This window comes from Mesorhizobium sp. M7A.F.Ca.CA.002.09.1.1 (assembly GCF_003998555.1).
Classification (GTDB): domain Bacteria; phylum Pseudomonadota; class Alphaproteobacteria; order Rhizobiales; family Rhizobiaceae; genus Mesorhizobium; species Mesorhizobium ciceri.
Window position 1 is genome coordinate 1 of record NZ_RZRR01000126.1, and the last position, 8,867, is coordinate 8,867.

Sequence of the window (8,867 nt, forward strand, 5' to 3'; positions counted from 1 at the left end):
GCCTGTGACGAGGTGTGGCTGGCCGCCGCACGATCGACACCTTGCAGCACCAGTTCGAGATTGAACTGCAGCTTCAACTCGCAGATGACGACAACCGGCGGCTCCCCCTCGCGCAACGCAACAACATCGCAGCCGTCGATCTCGCCTTTGACGACAAAGTCGAGGCTTTCGAGGAACCGCTTCACCGGCGCATAGAGTGAGGTCTCGTTCATGGCGCAAGGTTTAGCCGATTCGAGGCGAAAAGCCTTCCGGTGGTTCGGCGTCCTGCGGCTCGAAAGGGGACCGGTGTGGATACCGCAACGCCGGGCCAGCCGTCAGGCTTCGGCGTTCGGCACCGCCCGGTTCGGCAGCTTCCTGCGGCGCAGGAGCGGATAGCCGATCTGGCCGAAATAGGTGGAAGGGATCGGATCGTCGACGCCGTACTTGTCCGGCACCTTGTCACCGGTGGGATTGTAGGTGCCGAACAGCACGTCGAGGAAAGGCAACTGCCCGGCGAAGTTCTTGTCATAGGCTTCGCGCTGGTTGGCATGGTGCCAGCGATGGAACTGCGGGCTGGCGATCAGCCACTTCAAGGGGCCGAACGGAATCCGCACGTTTGAATGCACAAGCAGCGTATGTCCAAGGTAGAGAGTCGAAAAGACGGCGATCGACGCTTCCGAGAAGCCGAGGAAAAAGATCGGCGTCAGCGATATTGCCTTTGTGACGATGGCGTCGACGGGATGATTGTGGAAGGCCCCGAGCCAGTCGAGTTCCTCAATGCCGTGGTGAACGGCATGGAACTTCCAAAGCGCCGGGATTTTGTGAAAGGCCCGATGTGTCCAGTAGACGCCGACATCGGTGATCACGATGATTTCGGCAACCTGCAGCCAGACGGGCTGGCCGCTGACGGCATGCGTTATCGCTTGCGGGACCAGGAGTGCAGCGGCACCGAGCGCGCCTGCCGCCATCATGACGATGGCCAGCTTTATGATGAAGCCGTTGAACAGCAGATAAATCAGATCGACAGCGAAGCCCTTGCGAAAGATCTTCTGCGGCCGCTCGGCAAACAGATGTTCGAACGGAATGAAGATCAGGGCGCAGATCAGAAGTGCCTTGATGCCAAAGATATCCATCGATTCGCCTCAGCGCGCAGTCCGCGCCTCTGAGAGGAACCACATCTCCCTTTCCAAAGGCTAAAGGCTCTACCTTTTGCGCAAGTGGCGGCGGCAAACGCGGATTGTGAATGGAACGCGGGTGGACGAGGAGACGCGAATGCGGGCTCGTCCTGCGGCGTGTGGCCCATCCCCCAACTAGAACCTGACCGCGAGATTGGCTTTCACGCTCTGGTCTGCGGCGCGACTGCCGAATTGTCCCCCATAGGTGAGGCCGAGCGTGGCATTGTGTGCGATGGCGATGTCGAACCCGACATCGAGTATCAGCCCGTCCTTGGCGATCGGCACGCCCGCGACGGTGAATGATGCGCCGCCGGCGAATGCGAAGCGCGACAGCGGTACGGTCTCGCCGAAGGCATGGCGCCAGCCGAGCGTGCCGCGAACCGTCGCCGCCATCTCGCCGACGGTGAACTCGCCTGAGGCATGTAGGCCGAGCGTGGTGAAGATCGCATCGGTGATTGCCGAAGCGCTTGTCAGCGTCGCCGCGCCGCCTGTCTCGGTGAAGCCGTCAGTCCGGAGGTTCACATAGGCGAGATTGGCGAAGGGCTCAAAGCCTAAATTTCCAGCATGGATACCATAGCCCAGTTCGCCGAACACCTGCGCCGTTCCGGCGCGATAATCTGCCTTGAGGCTGTCATTGAAACCGGGGAAAGTGACGGAGCGGCTCGTCGCGATGTCGTGCCAAGTATAGGATGTACCGGTGCGCAAGCCGAGCGTGCCGCCCCCAACATCCCAAGTGGTGCCGCCATAGAGGCCGAGATGATAGTTGTCGCTCGAGCCCGACGAGGCGCGGTCTTTCACATCGAGGTTGGTGCGGCTGTATCCCGCCATGATACCCAATCGCCAGGTGTCGAAAATGGCGGCGTCACCGCCGGCCAGGAAACCGCCAGTCGAGCGGTCAACGCGGGCAGCATTGCCGTCGCTGCCAGTATGGCCCCATGAACCAAAGCCCTGACTCCAGAGGGCGAAGCGATCGGTGTCCGACGCCACTGCAGCGGTCGTATTGGGATCGAGCGAGACATAGGCGCCCGCAGCACCGCCATAGGTCTGATCGGCGTAGGCCATGACCGGAGCGGCCGATGCACCGACGATACCGAAAGCGGCCCGGATGCGGTTCGTCGCCGCGTCGCGCAGAAGACGGCTATCTTCGATGAGGGAAGTCTGCGCCGAGGGATACACCTCGCCCGAGAGCTGGTCGAAGGCATCACGTGCCTGCACGTCGGTCGCGAGGTTGAGGATGACGTTGTACAGGGATCCGGATGTCGGCAGGCTCTCGAGCCCCCCAGCGGTTGCGATCTGATTGCGGGTCAAGGCTGCGTCGGTGAAGTTGCGGTATTTCAGGATGTCGAGATAGGCGTTGTTGGTGTCATAGGTATCGACAAGCCTGAGGAAGGCGGTGTTGAGAACTCCAGTCAAGGCAGCGAACTGCCCGGTCAGCCCGGCATCGGCGGTCAACACCGTATAGCGGGTGCCCGGCACCGCAATGCCGCCCGCGGCGTTCACGGTCAGCGTCGCGCCAGTGATCGTCGCGGTGCCGGAGGTGCTGAACCTGTCGGCCTGGCCGGCCGTGTTGATATCGATCGCCATGATGCTGCCAGTCGCGAAAGCGGCATTGCCGCCGGTTTGCCGGATCACATCGCCGGCGCCAGCGTCGGCCATTGTCAAGGTGCCTTGATTGGTGAACTGAAACAGATTGGTCCATTGCGTCGTCTCCGCGACGCCGGCGGAGTTTCCACCGACGGCGGTCCCGTCGTTGACCAGCCTGCTGGCGCCACCGCCGAAATCACTGGTTCCACCGGCGCCGTTCCAGTTCCCGTCGTTGGCGAACAGTGTCGCGCCGCCGGCAAACTGCGCTGTACCGACGATCGAACCGGCGTTTGTGAGCGCCATCGTCGCGGCATTGGTCTCGATCGCCGCATCGCTGGACAGTCCGGAAAGACTACGGATCGCGCCCGACGAGGCGACGTTGATGGCGCCCGTCCCACCAGTCAAAGTCAGGCCACGCGTCGCGCCCGTCACCGTGCCGGCGACTTGCACATCCACTACGCCGTTGCCCGTCGCGACGATGCCCTCGGCCGACGTTCCGGTCACCGCGCCATTGGCGATCACCGTGATCGCGCCCGTGCCAAGATTGGTTGCCTGGATACCTGTCGTACCCGAGACATTGCCATTCGTCGTCACATTGATCGTGCCAGCGCCCACCGGATTGTCCTGGAGCGCGAAGATCGCCGTAGCCGCAGTTGCGTTCACAGCACCCGTTATCACCGCGACATTGCCGGCCGAGCTTTCAGCGTCGATACCTCGACCAGTCGTCGCGGTGATCGGACCAACCGCCTTCACGGTCACCGAACCTGTACCGACAGTCCCTGCGACAATCCCGCTGCTCGCGTCGATCGCGCCGTTCGCCGTGACATCGACGTTGCCGCTTCCCGAGGAAAGGCCAGCGAAGATACCGGGGCCGCCCGCCTTCACATCGCCGTTCGCCACGATCGTCACATTGGCCGTCGCCGACAGCGTCTCAACGTCGATGCCGATCCTGCCGGCAGCCAGCGCCGTCACCGCGCCCGTCGTGACGCCGATGTTGCCGCCCGTCGCCGTGTCGCGCACCACGATGCCGCCGCCACTCGTCGAGCTGCTGGCGCCGGATATATCGACCGTGACCGTGCCCGGGCCATAGTTCTGAATATTCACCGCATCGTCGCTGCCGCCGACGAAGCCGCCCGCGCCCGTCACCGAGAGATTACCCGTGCCGCCGCCGCCACCAATCAAGGTCAGGCCGGAACGCGCGCCCATCACCGTGCCGGCGACCTGCACGTCCACCGCGCCACCACCGTTCGCGACGATGCCGTCAAAGGATGTGCCGGTCACCGCACCATTGGCGATCACGCTGATCATGCCCGTGCCGGAGTTACCTGCGAGGATGCCTGCAGTGCCCGAGACGTTGCCGTTGGTCGTCACATCGATTGTGCCTGTGCCTGTGCCGGTCCCTATTGCATAGACCGCCTGACCGCCCGTCGAGGTCACCGCACCCGTTGTTATCGAGACATCGCCCCGGCCCTGAGCGAAGACGCCAAGGCCCGACGCCATTGTCGCGGTGACCGGTCCCATCGCCTTCACCGTCGTCGAGCCGTTGCCCAAGTTCTGCGCGATAATGCCGTTGCCTGCGTCGATGGCGCCGTTCGCCGTGATATCGATGTTGCCAGTTCCTGTGGAGGAAACTCGACCCAAGATACCGGTATTGCCCGCCGTCACATCGCCGTTCGCCACGGTCGTGAGATTGCCTGCCGTCGAAGACGACTGGACGTCGATACCGAACATGCCAGCAGCCAGCGCCGTCACCGCGCCCGTGGTGACATCGATGGAGCCACTCGCCGCCGTGTTACGCACCACAATGCCTGAGCCGGCAGCCGCCGTGATATCGCCGGTGGCATCGACATCGATCGAGCCCAGGCCATTCTGCTTTATTGCGAAGGCATCGCCACTGCCGTTATTGGTGATCGCGCCGCTGCCTGTGTACGTGATCAGGTTGGAGGCGGCATCGATATTGAGTGCCGCGGTCCCGCCGGCTGTTGGCGTGTTGCCCGCATCGACACTGATCGTGCCGTTGTTGACGACCATGACGGCGCCATTGCCGGTATTCTCGATCGCGAGGCCAAATCCGCTGACCGTCGCCCCGGCATCGATCGCGAGGTGGGCCGTAAACGGTGAAGAAAATGAATAGCCCCGGTCGTTGGGAGGAGCAGCCGGATTGACGGCATTGACCGTGGAGGTGGTGCCGCACTGCACATCAGTTCCCAGAGTGACCGTACATGCCGCCTGCGCCTGCGGGGAAAAGAAAACAGCCGAGCCGGCGAAACCGGCCATGCCGATTGCGAAACGCAGTGCCGAGCGACTGGCCTGCGAGAGGAGTTGCGCGCGCAAGGAAACGAGTGGGTAGGCTTTGTCTGCCGAAAAACCGTAGAGTCTCATGATAGGCCCGCCCCATCGTCCAATAAATGCAATCTGCCGTCATCAGAACAGCCCAAGCAAAGCAATGCTTCGAGCAAATCAGTGCTTCAGATTCGCAATAACGGATGATGGGTGGGCGATATATATATCAAATGCCATAGACCGGCCAAAGAGTGGCGCACTGTCGCTGGCTCGCCACAGTCGCAACGCCCTGCACTCGAAGAACCTTAATGTGCTATTGCAGCTTGTTAGGGCAGAAGACGAAATGCATTCAGCAGCGCAATGAGCTGACTCTGCCTCTGCGTATCTGTCTTGCGAAAAATCTTGTCCAGATGAACGCGTGCGGTGCCGTAGGCCATGTTTTCCCTGATCGCTATTTCCTTCAAGGACAATCCGCTTGCGAGCGCGAGCGCGACGGAAGCTTCTTTCCCTGTCAGCCCAAAGGTTTTTCGCAGTTGATCGGCTAAGCTCGTCGACAGGGCCAAACGTGATTCGCGCGCCAGCACCACCGCGCAAGGTCCAGCCGACAGGCCGAACATCTCGCCGTCGGGCAACAATCCAATCGACAATACCAGTTGGTCGCCGCGCTCCGACCGCAAGATCAAATCGGCAGCCGAAATGGGAAACTCGCTCTCGTCCACCCGGCAGACTCGTGCGACCGCACGTTGCAGCATTTGGGTTTGCGTGGAATCGGAGGTGGCCAGATGGCCACCGTTCGCCGTCAGCAGAGTGATCGGCTGTACCAAAAGTCTTTGCGCGGCGTCATTCATGTCAAGGATGCGCAGGCGCGGATCGACGATAAAGCCGGCGAAGGGCAGGTGGCCGAGCAGCGATCGGAGCACAGGTCGCGCCTCGAAATGTCGGCCCAAACCCGCAGCGCGCTGCAGATGAGGCGTGATCAGGGCGAGCATCGCACGATCATCGGCGTCGAACGCCGGCTGCCCTCGGCCTCGCTGCACGTCGAAAAACCAGTAGTTCTTTTCCGACGCGCGCAGATTGCAGAACATGCCGTCATACATGTCCTGCGGCATCATCCATTCGTTCCAGACGGAGGTGCGTTCAATACGGTGCCGCCCAATCAACTGGGTGTCGCTAAAAACCCGGCCAAGCGGCGCGGCCACACGCGGCGCAAAGAGTTCGTTGGTCGCGAAATGGTCAAGGAAAATCCTGTCCCAATAGGGGTCGCGGCTCGGTGAGACGCAAAAGCTATCCTCGACATTGGCCCAGTCGATGCCCGAGAAACAGGCTCTGGAGCCATGAAACATGGCTTGCAACTGAAGGACCACGTCAAGCCAAATCGATTGATCGTAGGCGGCCTCATATATGCGACCGATCACTACCGACAGGCGCTCGTGAGAGATCGAATATCCCATAAGCCTTGCGAAATATACAACCAGAATGAAGTGTTAGCATACCTCTGATTGCGGTCGATGCAAGGGATAGAACGTCGAATGAGCAGGGGGGTTACCAGTGCTGACGCCCAAGGTCAGGAGAAAGCAGACATGATGTTTGACGCTTCACCCTTACGTCCACGGAGGCGGAAATCGGCGTACTCAGTTCTGTATGCTCTGTATGCCCTTCTCGATCGAATGGCGGAGGAAGTGGGATTCGAACCCACGGTGAGCTTGCACCCACGCCGGTTTTCAAGACCGGTGCCTTAAACCGCTCGGCCATTCCTCCATCGTGGTTTTTCAACCATTTGGGCAGCGCGGGGCCAACTCGTTTGGCCTGTGGCACCGGATTGGCACCGAAGGCGCTCCCGGCTGGTTCACGCCTCATTCCTGTAAAGCGGCATTGAGGGCTGCGTCAACCACCACTGTGTCGGTTCCTGCCGTCCTGGCAGGCTCTGAGTTTGTCGGAATCGAGCACCGGAACTCGCTATCCCATTGGTGCATGATGAAGAAGGAGCCCGCCGACTGGCGAATCCCTACGGGTCAGCCTCTTGGGACAGCTGCGGTATCCCGCAGATTTAACTTTCGCCAAGGGAACAGCTACTGGTGAGGAAGGCCGAAGCTGCAAATCGGCTCCGGCCTGTACGGTCCTCAGTCTTTGCAATTTTCGTCCGCCTTTGCCGCCGCGGCCTTATCACCGTGCTGCTGCGCCTCGATATCCTGCTGCGAGGTTGCAAGGTTTTTGTCGCCCCCGCCTTCAGCGCCCGCCAATGGCATCGTGGTGCCATCCTTGGCGGCTGGCTTGTTCGCGTTGCCCATGGCCTTCGGAGTCTCTAAAGGCGCGTGGGTTCCATCTTTCGAAATACCGGCGGTCTGTCCGGCATCGGTCCCGGTGTTCGAAGCTGACTTGTCCGGACATGCGGCGATCGCAGACCCGGCAGAAAGCGACATCGCGATCGCGACCATCAATGAAGTCATTTTCATCATGCTCGTCCTTCTGTTCGAGTGCCCTGCGGATGAAACTAGCGGCGCATTTCTTTGTTCCGGCGGTCGGTCCGCTGCCCGACAAAGCCCGGTCAACCGGCAGACACGGCGGGCAGGAGCGAAGCCAGGCTTTCTGTGGCAGAGGGCATCACATCTCTCGCGTGGAAGCACGAAAACCGTTACTTTTCAGAGAGCTCTTACGGTGGAGACGCCACAATCTTGCCCGGTTGCGGCCACAATCGGTTAATACCGTGATAAGCAATTCCTGCGCACAAAGGATCGGGGTTTTAAGCGTCGTTGGTATTGTCGGGTGAGTGTTTTGGCTCCTCTGGTGGTTGAACGCGACGCCTTGAGTTGAGACTGAAGGGGACATCAGGAAAATGCAGGCTGTGACGCCACCGCGTCTTCGTCGCGCTGCTACCGTCGCGTTGTTCGCCATGTCGGCTGCCTTGCTGGCCGCCTGCGCGTCGCAGCCTGAGCCGAAAGCGATGGTCAACAAGAAGACCCGCTCCAAGGAGTATTTCGCCGAATCCGAATATGGCGTGAAGGCAAGCCCGCGTGTGATCTCCCGGAACGGGCGCATCCAACGTGGCGGCGGCAGGGATCAGCTTGGCAAACCCTATCAGGTCCGTGGCAAGTGGTATTACCCGAAGGAAGACAAGCGCTACGCCAAGGTCGGCCTCGCCTCCTGGTATGGCGACGCCTTCCATGGCCGGCTTACCGCCAATGGCGAAGTCTACGACATGACCCATCTGACGGCGGCGCACCCGACCATGCCGCTGCCAAGCTATGCCCGCGTCACCAATCTCAAGACCGGCAGTTCGGTCATCGTTCGCGTCAACGATCGCGGCCCATATCACGAAGGCCGCATCATCGACGTATCGGAGCGCGCTGCCCAGATGCTTGACTATGCCAACACCGGCACCGCTCAGGTGAAGGTCGAATATGTCGGCCGCGCGCCGCTCGACGGCGATGACGACCAGTATCTGATGGCCTCCTATCATCCCGGCAACAGGGCGCCAGACCCGTCGGATGGACTGCCGACCGGCGTCATGGTCGCCATGAACGGGCCGTCGCCAAGCCTGCCTGCCGGCACTGCTGCCGTGCCGTTTCCGGGCCAGTTGACAGATACCGGTTCTGTCCAGCCGATCATGTCGACGCAGTCGTCGGCCTATGGCGATCTGGCGCTTCCGGATTTCGGCCCGATCGTGCCGGAGCGTCCGCAGATCAATCTGCCGCCGCAATCGCCGTTTGCCGTGGCCTCGCTGTCCTATGCCGACGAGCGGGTCGAACGCGCCTCAAATGCCTTCGCCGCGATGGGTGGCGACGGCATGTCGCCGGCCGATGTGCTCCAATCATGGAAGCGGCAGCCGCCAGCGGCCGGTCCGTCCAC

At 61.4% G+C, this 8,867-nt stretch carries 5 protein-coding genes, 1 tRNA gene and 1 pseudogene; 1 reads left to right on the forward strand and 6 read right to left on the reverse strand.

Translation table 11 applies throughout. The features are described 5' to 3' along the window. From EN994_RS08280 to EN994_RS08305, 6 genes and pseudogenes are all read right to left on the reverse strand, one after another. A pseudogene (locus EN994_RS08280) lies at positions 1–212 on the reverse strand (hypothetical protein); the annotation flags it as partial. Between the two features lie 102 nt (positions 213–314). Next, the gene (locus EN994_RS08285) at positions 315–1,112 is read right to left on the reverse strand and encodes a sterol desaturase family protein (RefSeq protein ID WP_063168009.1); all 798 of its coding nucleotides are present in this window, start codon (positions 1,110–1,112) and stop codon (positions 315–317) included. A 177-nt stretch (positions 1,113–1,289) separates the two neighbouring features. Then, positions 1,290–5,015 carry an autotransporter domain-containing protein gene (locus EN994_RS08290; RefSeq protein ID WP_245465998.1) on the reverse strand — a complete coding sequence of 1,242 codons (3,726 nt, stop codon included), beginning with the start codon at positions 5,013–5,015 and terminating at the stop codon, positions 1,290–1,292. Positions 5,016–5,347: 332 nt separating this feature from the next. Then, complete coding sequence (locus EN994_RS08295; protein ID WP_063168011.1) at positions 5,348–6,472, reverse strand: helix-turn-helix transcriptional regulator; 1,125 nt, start codon at positions 6,470–6,472, stop codon at positions 5,348–5,350. A 217-nt stretch (positions 6,473–6,689) separates the two neighbouring features. Beyond that, a tRNA-Ser gene (locus EN994_RS08300) sits at positions 6,690–6,779 on the reverse strand. A gap of 362 nt (positions 6,780–7,141) precedes the next feature. After that, positions 7,142–7,477 (reverse strand): hypothetical protein, encoded by a 336-nt coding sequence (locus tag EN994_RS08305; protein WP_013531580.1) that lies wholly within the window; start codon positions 7,475–7,477, stop codon positions 7,142–7,144. 377 nt (positions 7,478–7,854) lie between these two features. Between EN994_RS08305 and EN994_RS08310 the strand changes: the two genes are divergently transcribed. Then, positions 7,855–8,867, forward strand: a 1,013-nt coding sequence (locus EN994_RS08310; protein ID WP_164745839.1) for a septal ring lytic transglycosylase RlpA family protein, incomplete at its 3' end; no start/stop codon positions are given.